11 protein-coding genes and 1 pseudogene are annotated in these 12,576 nt (G+C 61.1%); 10 read left to right on the top strand and 2 right to left on the bottom strand.

Translation table 11 applies throughout. The features are described from left to right. Window positions 1–10: 10 nt before the first annotated feature. Window positions 11–436 (bottom strand): VirK family protein, encoded by a 426-nt coding sequence (locus tag KDX37_RS11490; RefSeq protein ID WP_231652820.1) that lies wholly within the window; start codon window positions 434–436, stop codon window positions 11–13. 259 nt (window positions 437–695) lie between these two features. Between KDX37_RS11490 and KDX37_RS29720 the strand changes: the two are divergent. The 6 genes and pseudogenes from KDX37_RS29720 to KDX37_RS11465 all read left to right on the top strand — a co-directional run. After that, a pseudogene (locus KDX37_RS29720) lies at window positions 696–1,460 on the top strand (MCP four helix bundle domain-containing protein); the annotation flags it as partial. Continuing rightward, window positions 1,449–2,324 carry a methyl-accepting chemotaxis protein gene (locus KDX37_RS29715; RefSeq protein WP_406646023.1) on the top strand — a complete coding sequence of 292 codons (876 nt, stop codon included), beginning with the start codon at window positions 1,449–1,451 and terminating at the stop codon, window positions 2,322–2,324. The pseudogene KDX37_RS29720 and the gene KDX37_RS29715, both read left to right, overlap by 12 nt. 268 nt (window positions 2,325–2,592) lie before the next feature. After that, window positions 2,593–3,594: a sugar ABC transporter substrate-binding protein gene (locus KDX37_RS11480; protein WP_231652818.1), complete on the top strand. Its 1,002-nt coding sequence runs from the start codon at window positions 2,593–2,595 to the stop codon at window positions 3,592–3,594. A gap of 2 nt (window positions 3,595–3,596) precedes the next feature. Then, on the top strand, window positions 3,597–5,165 hold the full coding sequence (locus tag KDX37_RS11475; RefSeq protein WP_231652817.1) for a sugar ABC transporter ATP-binding protein: 1,569 nt from the start codon (window positions 3,597–3,599) through the stop codon (window positions 5,163–5,165). After that, window positions 5,152–6,156 (top strand): ABC transporter permease, encoded by a 1,005-nt coding sequence (locus tag KDX37_RS11470; protein ID WP_231652816.1) that lies wholly within the window; start codon window positions 5,152–5,154, stop codon window positions 6,154–6,156. Before KDX37_RS11475 ends, KDX37_RS11470 begins: the two co-directional genes overlap by 14 nt. Beyond that, window positions 6,153–7,139, top strand: coding sequence for an ABC transporter permease (locus tag KDX37_RS11465; protein ID WP_231652815.1), 987 nt, complete (start codon window positions 6,153–6,155; stop codon window positions 7,137–7,139). The genes KDX37_RS11470 and KDX37_RS11465 overlap by 4 nt, the downstream gene beginning before the upstream one ends. A gap of 9 nt (window positions 7,140–7,148) precedes the next feature. On the opposite strand, the gene KDX37_RS11460 is transcribed toward KDX37_RS11465, so the two are convergent. Then, complete coding sequence (locus KDX37_RS11460) at window positions 7,149–8,393, bottom strand: acyl-CoA dehydrogenase family protein (RefSeq protein WP_231652814.1); 1,245 nt, start codon at window positions 8,391–8,393, stop codon at window positions 7,149–7,151. Between the two features lie 282 nt (window positions 8,394–8,675). On the opposite strand from KDX37_RS11460, the gene KDX37_RS11455 reads away from it, so the two are divergent. Genes KDX37_RS11455 through KDX37_RS11440 form a run of 4 tightly spaced genes read left to right on the top strand, consistent with a single transcriptional unit; the run spans window position 8,676 to window position 12,552 of the window. Further along, entirely contained in the window at window positions 8,676–9,785 is a 1,110-nt protein-coding gene (locus tag KDX37_RS11455) for an AMP-binding protein (RefSeq protein ID WP_231652813.1), read from the top strand. Further along, entirely contained in the window at window positions 9,782–10,579 is a 798-nt protein-coding gene (locus tag KDX37_RS11450; protein WP_231652812.1) for an ABC transporter ATP-binding protein, read from the top strand. The genes KDX37_RS11455 and KDX37_RS11450 overlap by 4 nt, the downstream gene beginning before the upstream one ends. A 2-nt stretch (window positions 10,580–10,581) precedes the next feature. Next, window positions 10,582–11,463, top strand: a complete 882-nt coding sequence (locus tag KDX37_RS11445; protein WP_231652811.1) for a branched-chain amino acid ABC transporter permease — start codon at window positions 10,582–10,584, stop codon at window positions 11,461–11,463. Window positions 11,464–11,484: 21 nt separating this feature from the next. Continuing rightward, window positions 11,485–12,552 (top strand): branched-chain amino acid ABC transporter permease, encoded by a 1,068-nt coding sequence (locus KDX37_RS11440; protein ID WP_231652810.1) that lies wholly within the window; start codon window positions 11,485–11,487, stop codon window positions 12,550–12,552. The last annotated feature ends 24 nt before the right edge of the window (window positions 12,553–12,576 follow it).

Genomic DNA, 12,576 nt, shown 5'->3' with positions numbered 1-12,576 from the left:
GCCAGGTTCGTCAGCTGGCGAAAAAGCTCAAACCCTTGCCAACCGCGCAGTCATAACTCACGGCTTTGCCGATTTGTTGATAACCCGGAACGCTCAGGGTCGTCATGCTGAAATCGGCCGTGTTGTCAGAACGAACCCGGTAACGAATAAACTGCTCGATGGGCTTGTTGTCGCGGTCCAGCGAGAAGTGCGTGTCTGAAAACGCCAGGGTGCCATCGGGTGTGATGCGGTAAGCATCGATGCGCTTGCCGCCTTGGGTCCTGGAGGGTTCGGCGCCGGCGATCGACGATTTGCACTGCCCAAGGTCGATCACGACCGACACCGATTCGCCGGTATTCAAGGCCTGGGTTATCGCAGGAAAGCTGGTCAAGGCATCGCCTGCATTCGCCAGGGCGGGCAGCGACAGGGCAAGCAGTGCAGCACAATAACGTTTCATGGCATCTCCAGTAATGCAGACCGGTGCGAGCGCTCTGGCTCGGGCCTCCGGTCAAGTCCGGGTTAAGAAGCGCCGCAAACCTAGCACAAGGCATTACTCAAGTGGGCCTCACTGCGTGATAGCGCGTGCGGGCCGCCTTCGAGCGCTCTGCGACTGGCTTTTTATATGATGAACAACAGTCATCTACTTTTTTTGCAGATCCCGCCGATAGGACTGATGAGGCAAATCATTGCCGTCATTCCAGGGAAGAGGTGTGGGTATGCTGAGACAGCTGAAGATTGCCGTTCGAACGGCCGTCTGTTTTGCGCTGATGGTGGTTCTTGTTGTCGGGCTTGGCATTTTCAGCCTGGAGCAGCTGCGCAGCATCCGTGAGCAAACACTCGAAATCGAGAATGATTCCCTGCCCGGGATTGCGCTGGGCGACGACATTGCGCTGGCTTTCGAGAAGACTCGCACCTCGGTCGCGAAAATGTTGACCACCCACGACGCAACCCAGGTCGAGCAGGTGTATGGAGAGTTCCTTGACAGGAAGGCCGACTTTCAAAAAGCCATGCAAGCCTATAGCCCGGTCATTACCGAAGACGATGAGCGGGCGCTGGTCGGTCGTTTGGGCTCCACCTACCAGACGTACATCGATCGTGCCGAGCAAGTACACACGTTTGTAATCCAGAACCAGGCAGAAGAGGGACGCAAGCTCGTCTGGGGCGAAATGAAGGCCATCGCCGAAGGGATGGAAGGCTTGCTGCATTCGCTTGAAAAGCTCAATGACGACTCTGAAGAGGCGTCCAGCTCCACGGCTGAATCGGTGTACCACAATGCCTTGGTGGTGACGATCTGGGTCATGTTGCTCAGTGTGCTGATGACGGTAACGCTGGCTTGGCGCCTGACCCGCAGTCTTGCCAGGCCCATCAGCCAGGCGCTGCTGGCCTCTGAAACCATTGCTGCCGGTGACTTGCGCCCGACGCGGGTAGACCGCGAAGGCGTCGATGAGGCAGCGTTGCTGTTGCAGTCCATGGAACGTATGCGCGGCAATCTCAGCGTTACGCTGGCTCAGGTGGGTGACGCGGCTCATCAACTGGCCTCGGCGACCGAGGAAATGAGCGCGCTGATGGTCGACAGCAACGCCGATCTGGTGGTGCAGAACAGTGAAATCGAGATGGCGGCCACGGCGGTCACCGAGATGAGCCAGGCAGTGGACGAGGTGGCGCGAAATGCAGTGGCCACGTCGCAAGAGTCCAAAGCTTCGTCGGCTTCAGCGCTTCATGGCCAGAAGGAGCTGGACCAGACCGTCAAATCCATCCTGGAGCTGACCCAGAACGTGGGGACCGCATCGGTCGAAGCTCAGGCGCTGGCGACCCGTACCCTCGACATCACCAAAGTGCTGGACGTGATTCGGGCCGTATCGGAGCAGACCAACCTGTTGGCGCTCAATGCCGCCATCGAAGCTGCAAGGGCCGGTGACGCCGGGCGCGGGTTTGCGGTGGTGGCCGATGAAGTCCGTGCGCTGGCGCATCGCACCAGCGAGTCGACGCGCGAAATCGAAACCATGATTGGTCATATCCAGCAAGGCACCAAAAGCACGCTTGCCGCGCTTGAAGTCAGCAACGAGCAGGCACAGTTGACCCGCCAGCAGGCCGAGTCGGCCAACGCAGTATTGGCGTCTATTGCCCACTCGGTAACGGTGATCGACGACCGCAACAGCGTGATTGCCAGTGCGTCGGAGCAACAGGCGCAGGTTGCCCGTGAAGTGGACCGAAACCTGGTGCGCATCCGTGATCTGTCTGCGCATTCCGCGGAACGCACAGGCCAGACCGGCAGTGCGAGCCAGGCACTGGCCGAGTTGGCCAGTGACCTGAGCAACACGCTCCGTCAGTTCAAGCTGCGCTAAGGCGCAGGGCATCGTCCCACTCCCGAAGGTTGGGAGCAGTCACAGGTTTGCTGTTGTTCAGGCAACAGCGAATCCGCAATGTGCTCATCCCATTCTGCGAATCTCTCAAGACTGCCTCACGAACTTGAGTCTGCCAGAGGCTCGCAACGGTCCTGAAAGCCTCGTCTGCGCGGGTTTGGCCCCTGGCCGAACATGCGCCGCTGCGCATCGGGCACGACCTGTGCACTGCCGGTCAGGACCCTTGTCCTGAGCCAGCGGAGCTGCCCGAATGCCTGATGCTATCCCGACCCACACACCAAACCGTCTGCCCGCCCTGTGGCGTGGCTTGGCGCTGAGCCTGCTCGCTGCCGCGCTGAGCGTGACTGCCCACGCGGACGACAGCACCGTACCGTCTCTGGCCGGCAAGCGCATCGCGATCAGCATGACGGGGACCAGTCATTACTTTGATATCAAGGCGTTCCAGGCCCAGGTCGATGAGGTCAAGCGGCTGGGCGGCACGCCGATCACGCTGGACGCCGGTCGTAACGACAAGAACCTGGTCAATCAATTGCAGACCGTGGTAACGCAAAAGCCCGACGCAGTGATTCAGACTCTGGGCACCCTGAGTGTTATCGACCCTTGGCTCAAGCGCATCAGCAAAGCCGGGATTCCGCTGTTCACCATTGATGCGCCGTCGCAGTACAGCCTCAACAACACCACGTCCGACAACGTGGCCACCGGCAAGGCGCTGGCCGGGCAGTTGATCAAGGACGCTGGCGGCAAGGGCAACATTCTGGTCTTCAACGGTTTTTACGGCGTACCGGTCTGCGCGATTCGTTACGATCAGCTCAAGCTGGCGCTGAAAGACCATCCCGAGCTGAAGATCATTGAGCCAGAGCTGCGCGATGTGATCCCCAACACGGTTCAGGATGCCTATTCGCAGGTCTCGGCGCTGCTCAACAAGTACCCGAAAGGCAGCGTCTCGGCGATCTGGTCGGCCTGGGACATCCCGCAACTGGGCGCGAGCAAGGCGCTGATCGATACGGGACGCACCGAAATCAAGACCTATGGCGTGGATGGAACCCCGGAAGTACTGGAGCTGATGCGCCGTGATAACTCACCGGTGGGCGCTGTGGTTGCGCAACAGCCTGCGTTGATCGGCAAGATCGCCGTGCAGAACGTTGCCCGCTACCTCGCAGGCCAGCGCGATCTGCCCAAGGAGACCCACGTGCCGACGCTACTGACCACGGCCGACAACCTGCCTGAAGTGCAGCAGCTCAGAGGTGACTGATCATGGTTTCAGCGGATACCAGAGTGTCGCCACCTCCCGCCTTGCAGCTGGTGGGTGTTTCCAAGCGCTTCGGTGCGACTCAGGCGCTGGACGGCGTCAACCTGCGGGTCGAGGCCGGGACCATTCACGGGCTGGTGGGTGAGAACGGTGCAGGCAAGTCGACGCTGATCAAGGTGCTGGCCGGTATTCATCGTGCCGATGCGGGCAGCCTGCATATCCATGGTCAGCCGTTCGAAAGCCTTGCACCGCGTCAGGTCGAAGCCAGAGGTGTGCACTTCATCCATCAGGAGCGCCTGTTGCCGGGCAGCTTCACGGTGGGCGAAGCGTTGTTCTTCGGGCAGGAGATCAAACGCGGGCTGTTCGTCGACCGCCGCGCCCAGGAGCGCGAGGCCGCGCGGTTGCTGGACGATTACTTTGCGATGCGCTTGCCTGAAAGAGCGTTGGTTCGGGACCTGGACAGCGCCCAGCGTCAGGTGTTGCAGATTACTCGGGCGCTGCTCGCCAAGCCCAGGGTGCTGGTGTTCGACGAGCCCAGCGTGTCGTTGGTGAAGCGCGAAGTGGACCGGCTGTTGAGCATCGTGCGGCGCTTGCGTGATGACGGGCTGACGGTGCTGTACATCTCGCATTACCTGCAGGAAATCGAATCGCTCTGCGATCAGGTTACCGTGCTGCGCAATGGTCGCGACGTGGCGGTGGTTGATCCCGCCGTCACCAGCACCGCGCAGATTGCCCGGTTGATGGTCAACCGGGACGTCGGCGAGCAGTATCCGCGTACGCAGGCAGTGCCAGGTGTGCCGGTGCTTGAGCTGAAAGGACTTGGGGCAGGGCGGGTCTACGACGACATCGACCTGAAGGTGCGTGCCGGCGAAGTGGTCGGCCTGACCGGGCTGGTCGGTTCCGGAGCCAAGGAAGTACTCAAGAGCCTGTTCGGGTTACTCAAACCGGATCGTGGCGAGTTGCTGTTGAATGGCCAGTTATTGCGGTTGACGTCACCGCGAGGTGCGGTCCGTCATGGCATTGCACTGGTGCCCGAAGAACGACGCAGTCACGGCGTGGCCCCGGCGCTTTCGGTGCTGGAAAACATCACCCTCGCCAGCCTCGACAGGTTCAGCCGTTGGGGTTTGCTGGATGTTGCGGCACAGGCCCGGGAAAGCGAGCGCCTGATCGAAGAATTGGCGATCAAGGCACCGGGCCCCGGTGCTGCGGTGCAACTGCTCAGCGGTGGCAATCAGCAAAAAGTCGCGCTGGGCAAATGGCTCAGCCGGCACTCGTCGCTTTACCTGCTGGATGAGCCCAGCGTCGGCGTGGATGTCGGTGCGAAGGTGGAGATCTACAGATTGATTGCCCGGCTGGCCGAAGGCGGTGCGGCGGTGCTGGTGTTGTCATCGGACTTGCCGGAATTGATCGGTATCACTCATCGCATCGTGGTGCTGCATCGCGGTGTTATTGCGGGTGAATTCGACGCCCGCGCCACCGACAGCGATCAGTTGCTCGCGTGTGCGACGGGGGCGGTTGAAAGCGATTCCGCCTTGTCCACCTCATACGAGGAGCGCGAACATGTCCGGGCTTGAAGCGTCCAACGCGCCGGTTGCCGATGTGTCTTCAACGTTTCTGCTGCGCGTGGCACAGCGCGGTTCGTTGTTGGTGTTTCTGATGATCCTGCTGGGCTTTGCGGTCAGTGCCCCCGGTTTTCTGAGCGTGGGCAATATCAGCAACGTCTTCGCCCAGTCCGCCACGCTGGGCATATTGGCGTTGGGCCTGACTTGCGTGGTCATCGGCGGCGGTTCTAACGTGGTGCGTGGCGGGCTGGACCTGTCGCTGGCGGCCAATCTCGGTCTGTGCGCGGCGGTATACAGCAGCCTCAACAACGCCGGCTTCGAGGCGTGGCAGTCGATTGCGCTGACCCTGGCATGCGGCCTGCTGGTGGGCGTGTTCAACGGTCTCGCCGTGGTGGTGCTGCGCCTACCGCCATTGCTGGCGACACTTGCGAGCATGAACCTGATTGCCGGGCTGGAGCTGGTACTCACCGAAAACACGGTGCTGGCCACCGATTCGGCGGTGCTGGACCTGCTGGCGTCCGGCGTATGGATGGGCATCCCGGCACTGGCGTGGGTGCTGGCAAGCGTTGCGACGTTGCTGTGGCTGCTTATTCAGCACAGCGCGTATGGCTTGCGCCTTTACGCCATTGGCGAGTACCCGCAAGCAGCGCGGGCTGCCGGTTTGAACATTGAGCGCTACGTGTTCTCCAGCTACGTGATCGCTGGAGGCTGTGCGGCTGTCGCTGCGTTCTGTTCCGCGGCATTTTTCAGCGGCAGCACCACGGGCTCCGGCGACATGTTGTTGTCCGTTGTGGCGATAGCCTTTCTCGGTGTGGTGTTTTCACGACGTCTGACCGCCAATATTCCGGGCACTGTACTGGCGACCCTGTTGTTGGGCTTTTTGATCAATGGATTCCAACTGATGAACATTTCCAACTTCTGGGTCAACGGTGTGCAGGGTGTGTTGATCCTGCTGGTGGTCGCGTTTTCCGGCGCGCTGGGCCGACAGGAGGCAGACCAATGAGCACGCTTGCACTGACAACCCCATTCAGCCTCGAGAAATTACTCCCGCGACTGCTGCCGGCTGTTTTACCACTGCTGACGCTGGTCATTCTGGTGTTCTTCGCCCTCAACGCTCCGGGGTTCCTGAGTTGGGGCAACCTGTCGAGCCTGGTGTTGAACAACTTCGTGTTGCTGGCCATTGTCGCCATCGGCATGACCTGGGCGGTTGCGGCGGGCGGCATTGATCTGTCGGTGGGCACGGCGCTGGATTTCGCCAGCCTGGGGTTCGTGGTCGCACTCAACGCCGGTCATGGGCTGGGCGCTGCGATGGCCGTGGCCTTGCTGGCAGGTGGCGCTGCGGGGGCGTTCAATGCTGTGTTGATTGCTGGCTTGCGCATTTCGCCCTTTCTGGCAACGCTGGGCACGTTGTTCATCGGCACCAGCGTGCAGCAGTTACTGTCCGACGGCGGGCAACCTATTTACATCGCCCAGGGTTCATTGCCGGGGATCAGTAGCGTGCTTGTGCTGGGCATTCCGTTGCCGCTGTATGGCGTGGCGCTGTTGGCTGGGCTCTACGGGCTCGTGCTGTCGCGTGGCTGTCTGGGTCGGGAGATTCTGGCCGTCGGTACGCAGCCACAACTGGCGTATTACTCGGGCCTGTCGACCCGACGCGTGGCGGTGCAGGTGTTTATTGGCAGCGCGCTGGCCTGCGCAGTGGCGGGTATCCTGCTCAGTTCCACGGTCAACGCTTATGTGCCGATGTCAGGCAATGCCTACCTGATCAACGCCATCGGTGCGGTGTTCATGGGGACGACATTGAGCCGTCAGGGCCGGCCGAATATTCCCGGGACGCTACTGGGGGTGCTGTTCATCAACGTCATCGCCAATGGCTTGTTGCTGATTGGCTGGAACTTCTATTGGCAACAGGTGGCGACCGGAGTCTTGATCTTTCTGGTGCTGGCGTTCAGCTTTGCCAGTCGCCACCTGCTTCGCAACGTCGGTTAGCGTCCGGCGTCAGGCCTTGTTGCTCGTGGCGCCGCTGCCGATCTGCCAGACATACGGCGGCTCGGTGCCGTTGATGCGCCAGTCGCCGACAATCCGCGCCTTGTAGATGAGCGGGTTGTGGGACGCTGCGGTGCGGGCATTGCGCCAATGGCGATCCAGTGCCTTGTTGACGCTGACACCCGATGCGCCCAGCGCGTTGAAGAGTTCAGTGGCGGAGCGCAACACCAGTTCGGACACGATCACCTGTGCCTTGGCGGTTTCGATTTCTGCAGCAATGTTGGCGTCCTTTTCCTGTTGCGGGTCATGACCGAAGCGGGCCACGTAGGCGCGCTGCAACGGCTCGGCCGAACGCAAGGTGGCGGCTTCGGCCGCGTAGACCTGCGCAGCGATCTGCCCGACCACTTGCTGCACCTGCGAATCCTGACTCACGCTGCCAGCGTTGCCATGGCTGAATATCCGTTTGCGGTCGCGTATTTCTTGCGCGATGTCGCGTTCAACTGCACGGCCGATACCGGCCAGTACGGCCAGCAGCACCAGTTGGTAGAACGCTGTCTGGTACTTGAAGCGCTCCTCGAACGGGATGACGTGGCTGGCAGGCAGCGGGACGTTGTCATAGACCGAGGTGCCGCTGCCGGTAGTGCGCTGACCGAAGCCATCCCAGTCGTCACTGTGACGCACGCCTGGGTGTCGGGCGTTGACCACGGCAATCACGTCCGCGCCGTTGTCGGCACGCTGGGCGTACACATCGATCCAGTCAGCGAAGATGCTGCCGGTGCTGTAGAACTTGGTGCCGTTCAGCAAGTAACCATCGCCCTGGGTGCTGACCTTGGTGATCACGTCGCCGATCTTCACCGCGCCCACTTCAGTCCAGCCATTGCCAACCAGATCCCCGGCCACGAAGCGTGAAAACCAGGCGTCACGCTCGGCGCTGACCGGCGCGTTCAGGCGGTCCTCGACAAAGGCGAAGTGCGCGCGCAATGCCTGCGGAATATTCGAGTCGGCTTCTGCGAGCTCGATCAACAGCTGAAACAACTGCCCGACCGAGGCCCCGGCACCGCCATATTCCACGGGTACACGAACCGCACCGAACCCGGCGTTCTTGAGCCAGGCAATCGGTTCGTAAGGCAGGGCACGAGCCTTTTCACGTTCGACAGTGCCTGCGCTGATTTCACGGAAGATCGGCCGGAAGCGATTGGCCAGGGTTTCGTAGTCGGTTCCCAGCGAGAGTGGCTGTGAGGCGTTGACTTGAGTCATGCGGTGCTCCTGAACGCGGTGATATCGGCACACTGGCCGACTGAAAGGTACGCTCAGGTCTTTGCACACTTTGTGCCTGAATATAACGCGCTGTTTTTAAAGGACTTTATTTTTTGACAACTGCCCGTGTGTTGGCCTGGCAACAGCGTCTCAACAGGCAAGGGGCAAAGCGAACAGTGTCGAAAATCAGGTTTGTCTTGCAACCTGATGATTTCAAAGACTATTCATTGATGGCACGGAGGCTGCTAAGGCTCCATGGTCCTTTATCGATGGAAACCCTACATGTCCGATTCACTGCCTCAAGCGTTGTTGCAGCAAGCGCAGGTCCGTTGCGACCGAATTGCCCTGCGCTACAAGCAGCTCGGTATCTGGCAAACCTGCAGTTGGGGTGAGCTGAGTCATGAGGTCAGCCGCCTTGCCGCTGGCTTGCAGCAGCTGGGGATGGGCGCAGGACACAGTCTCATTATCCTCAGTGACGCCAGAGCCGAGGCGCTGCTGTTGACCCTCGCAGCGCATTGGTTGGGTGGCAGCGTCAGCCTGCTGGACCCGTCGACAGACAATCGCGAGGCGCTGAGCACGCTGGCGCCGACGTTTGCGGTCGCCGAAGGGCAGGGTGCCGTTCTGCAGCTGCGCGCTGTTTCGGTCAACAACGTAGTAGTGCTCGACAGGCGAGGGCTTGATGACAGTGCTGCAGACAACCTGATCGACTATGACGCGTTGCTGCAACACGCGCCCATCGGTCCGCTGGAGCAGGTCGGTGGCGCACCGGCACCTGCTTTTCTTTTTACCCATGGCGACGTCGCCTCAGCGCATCAGACGGTGTTGGAACTCAGCCATGCGGATCTGCTGTTGGGTGCGCAGCAATTGGTCGATCGGCAAGGCCTGAACGAACGCGACCAGGCCCTGGCCGCCAGGGTATTTGCCGCCAGCGGGCAGGCGCGCTACCTGTTGGCGCCCTGGCTGGTTGCCGGTTTTTGCCTGAACTTCCCCGAGGCCTTGAGTACGCGTGACAACGACCGCCGGGAACTGGGACCGACGCTGGTGCTGGGCACTCGCGAATCCTATGCCCGGCTCGAACGGTGGGCGCACGAACGCTTGCCATTGCCAGGTACGTTCAGCCACGGCCTCTATCAATGGGCAATGGCGCCAGCCCCAGGTGTGGTGCAGCGCTGGCTGGGCCACTGGCTGATCCGTCGCCCGCTGCTGGACGTTCTCGGCATGACTCGCTTGAGCAAACCGTTGCTGGTAGGCGACGCGTTGACCGCACAAAGCGAGGCCTTTTTTGCCGCACTGGGTATTCGACCGCGCGCGCTGGGGTTGTCGGCGCCCGTTTTGGCGGCCTCGCCATTGCTTCACACCCCTGAATCTCTTCTGATGAGTGCGTCTTCATGAATGCGCCTGCTGCGTTGCTGACGCTGGATGATATTTCCTTGTCTTTCAAGGGGGTTAAAGCGGTTACTTCGATCAGTTTCTCCGTAGCGGCTGGAGAGATCTGCGCGCTGATCGGGCCCAATGGCGCCGGCAAGAGTTCGCTGCTCAACGTCATCAATGGTGTTTACCACGCGCAAAGCGGCTCCATCAGTTACGCCGGCCAGACCCGACGTCGCATGCGCCCGCATCAGGCGGCCGAAGGCGGCATTGCCCGCACGTTTCAAAACATCGCCTTGTTCAAAGGCATGAGTGTGCTGGACAACGTACTGACCGGCCGCAACCTCGAGCGCCGCAGTAGCTGGCTGGAGCAGATGCTGAGAATCGGCCGGGCGCCTGCCGAAGATGACGAGCAACGGCTGCACGCCGAGCGGGTCATTCGGTTTTTGCGCATTCATCCATGGCGTCATGCGCAGGTGGGCAAGCTTTCCTATGGCCTGCAAAAACGCGTCGAACTGGCGCGTGCATTGGCGGCCGAGCCGCGTCTGTTATTGCTGGACGAGCCGATGGCGGGCATGAACGCCGAAGAAAAACAGGAAATGAGCCAGTTCATTCGCGACATCAACCGAGAGCTGGGCACCACTGTGGTGTTGATCGAACATGACATTGGCGTGGTCATGGGCCTCTGTGATCACGTGGTGGTGCTGGACTACGGGCGCAAGATCGGCGACGGCACGCCGGAGCAGGTCCGGGCTAATCCCGAGGTGATTGCGGCGTATCTGGGCACGCGCCGTTCGTCCCGCGTCGGAGGCGTTTGAGCATGGAATTCTTCTTTGAGGTGCTGATTGGCGGGTTGCTGGCCGGGGTGATGTATTCGCTGGTGGCGATTGGTTTTGTACTGATTTACAAGGCGTCCGGGGTGTTCAATTTTGCTCAGGGCGCGATGGTGTTGTTTGCCGCGCTGACCTTTGTCAGCCTGCTGGAGCGGGGCCTGCCGTTTGGCTGGGCATTCCTGGCGACACTGGCAAGCATGGTGGTGCTGGCGCTGTTGATCGAAAAGGTCGTGCTGCGGCCTTTGGTCAATCGACCACCGATTACCCTGTTCATGGCCACCCTCGGCCTGTCGTACGTGATCGAGGGGCTGGCCCAGGCTTTGTGGGGCGCGCAGGTTCACGGCCTGGATCTGGGCATACCGGACGAGCCGCTGGAAATCCGCGGCATGCTGCTTTCGCAATTCGATCTGTTTGCTGCCGGTACCGCAGCGCTGCTGGTGATCGCACTGTCGCTGTTGTTCAACCGTACCCGCATCGGCCTGTCGCTGCGCGCAGTGGCCGATGATCCGCTGGCGTCGCTGGCGGTTGGCATCCGCCTGCCACGTATCTGGGCAGTGGTGTGGGCAGTGGCCGGCTTTGTCGGGCTGGTCGCAGGCCTGCTGTGGGGCGCTCGGCTGGGTGTGCAGTTTTCGCTGTCACTGATCGTGCTAAAGGCCTTGCCGGTGCTGATCATTGGCGGGTTTTCCTCCATCGGTGGTGCGATTGTCGGCGGCCTGATCATCGGCGCCACTGAAAAACTCGCCGAAATCTACCTCGGGCCGATCATCGGCAGCGGTATCGAAAACTGGGTGCCGTATGTGCTGGCCCTGTTGTTTCTGCTGGTTCGTCCTGCTGGCCTGTTTGGCGAGCGGGCGATAGAGCGTGTCTGACTTTCAACAAGGATCATTGCCATGCTTTATCAAGAAGCCGGACAACTGGCGAGTTCTTACGCTACCGAACGCCGCACCTTTCGTTTGCGTCAGGACCGCATCGCGCTGCTCGCCTTGCTGGTATTCGCATTCGTTGGCGTACCGCTGCTGGGTAACGATTACTGGTTCAGCGCGATTCTGATCCCGTTTCTGGTGCTGTCGCTGGCCGGTCTGGGTTTGAACCTGCTGACCGGTTATACCGGGCAACTGTCACTGGGCTCGGCGGCATTCATGGCCGTGGGCGCGTTTGCTGCCTACAACCTGCAATTGCGGGTGCCCGGCATGCCGCTGTTGCTTGGCTTCGCGCTGGGCGGTGTAGTCGCGGCGCTGGTGGCCCTGCTGTTCGGGCTGCCCAGCCTGCGTATCAAGGGCTTTTACCTGCTGGTGTCGACCCTGGCCGCGCAGTTCGTCGTCGAATGGGTCCTGACCCGCTTCAGCTGGTTCACCAACGACAACGCCTCCGGGGTCATCACCTCGCCGCCGCTGATCATTGCAGGGCTCAATTTCAGTTCGCCGCAGGGCCGCTACCTGCTGACGCTGGGGCTGGTGGTCACGCTGTTCTGGCTGGCCAGCAATCTGGTGCGCAGTGAGCTGGGCCGCAACTGGATGGCGGTGCGCGACATGGACACAGCGGCCGCCGTGATCGGCATTCGGCCGTTCAAGGCCAAGCTGCTGGCGTTCGCCATCAGCGGTTTTTACCTGGGCATTGCCGGCTCGCTCTGGGCCTTCGCCTATCTGGGAACGGTCGAGCCGCATGGCTTCGACCTGAACCGATCCTTTCAGGTGCTCTTCATCATCATTATCGGTGGTCTGGGCAGCGTGACCGGCAATTTCCTCGGCGCAGCGTTCATCGTGCTGTTCCCCATTCTGCTGGGCAATCTCAGCGCACTGCTGCCGGCTGGCCTGATCGATTCCGGGCAGCTGGAAAACATTCAGAAGATGCTGTTCGGCGCGTTGATCATCGCTTTTCTGATCAAGGAACCCGAAGGCCTGGCGCGCCTCTGGCAGCGCTTTCGCCAGCGTGCCCGCGTCTGGCCGCTGCGTTACTGAGCGACCGTTTCAACCTGAATCTCT

The sequence above is a fragment of the Pseudomonas californiensis genome, assembly GCF_021147775.1.
GTDB lineage: Bacteria > Pseudomonadota > Gammaproteobacteria > Pseudomonadales > Pseudomonadaceae > Aquipseudomonas > Aquipseudomonas californiensis.
The sequence above is the reverse complement of the archived record's forward strand: the minus strand, read 5'-3'. Positions and strand labels throughout refer to the sequence as shown.

Coding starts and splice junctions, on each gene's coding strand:
- KDX37_RS11490 (WP_231652820.1), bottom strand. CDS start 436: ATGAAACGTTATTGTGCTGCACTGCTTGCCCTGTCGCTGCCCGCCCTG.
- KDX37_RS29715 (WP_406646023.1), top strand. CDS start 1,449: ATGGAACGTATGCGCGGCAATCTCAGCGTTACGCTGGCTCAGGTGGGT.
- KDX37_RS11480 (WP_231652818.1), top strand. CDS start 2,593: ATGCCTGATGCTATCCCGACCCACACACCAAACCGTCTGCCCGCCCTG.
- KDX37_RS11475 (WP_231652817.1), top strand. CDS start 3,597: ATGGTTTCAGCGGATACCAGAGTGTCGCCACCTCCCGCCTTGCAGCTG.
- KDX37_RS11470 (WP_231652816.1), top strand. CDS start 5,152: ATGTCCGGGCTTGAAGCGTCCAACGCGCCGGTTGCCGATGTGTCTTCA.
- KDX37_RS11465 (WP_231652815.1), top strand. CDS start 6,153: ATGAGCACGCTTGCACTGACAACCCCATTCAGCCTCGAGAAATTACTC.
- KDX37_RS11460 (WP_231652814.1), bottom strand. CDS start 8,393: ATGACTCAAGTCAACGCCTCACAGCCACTCTCGCTGGGAACCGACTAC.
- KDX37_RS11455 (WP_231652813.1), top strand. CDS start 8,676: ATGTCCGATTCACTGCCTCAAGCGTTGTTGCAGCAAGCGCAGGTCCGT.
- KDX37_RS11450 (WP_231652812.1), top strand. CDS start 9,782: ATGAATGCGCCTGCTGCGTTGCTGACGCTGGATGATATTTCCTTGTCT.
- KDX37_RS11445 (WP_231652811.1), top strand. CDS start 10,582: ATGGAATTCTTCTTTGAGGTGCTGATTGGCGGGTTGCTGGCCGGGGTG.
- KDX37_RS11440 (WP_231652810.1), top strand. CDS start 11,485: ATGCTTTATCAAGAAGCCGGACAACTGGCGAGTTCTTACGCTACCGAA.